This window comes from Pseudomonas sp. 2822-17 (genome assembly GCF_002742485.1).
In the GTDB taxonomy this organism is placed as follows: Bacteria; Pseudomonadota; Gammaproteobacteria; order Pseudomonadales; family Pseudomonadaceae; genus Aquipseudomonas; species Aquipseudomonas cyclaminis.
In genome coordinates, this window is the sequence record NZ_LJRZ01000982.1 from 1 (window position 1) to 230 (window position 230).

A 230-nucleotide genomic window follows, 5' to 3' on the forward strand; every position below is an offset into this window, starting at 1 on the left:
CCCATATAAAAGTCCTCCAAAACCAAATGAAGATAATATGATTGATGGAACATCTATTTTAGGGTTTTTTAATTCAGTAACGTTTACTAATTTAAAATAAGAAACAATGATTGATAAAATGGCAATCGGTAAAATAAAAATAAATAACATTCGCCAAGAATAGTTACTAATGATCCAACCAGACAGTGCAGGGCCAATAGCGGGTGCAAATGGTATGACAAGTCCAACAA

At 32.2% G+C, this 230-nt stretch carries 1 protein-coding gene; it reads right to left on the minus strand.

Going from position 1 to position 230, the window contains the following annotated elements:
- Nucleotides 1-230: MFS transporter (locus AOA60_RS33740; protein ID WP_368731604.1), on the minus strand; the 230-nt coding region annotated here is incomplete at both ends.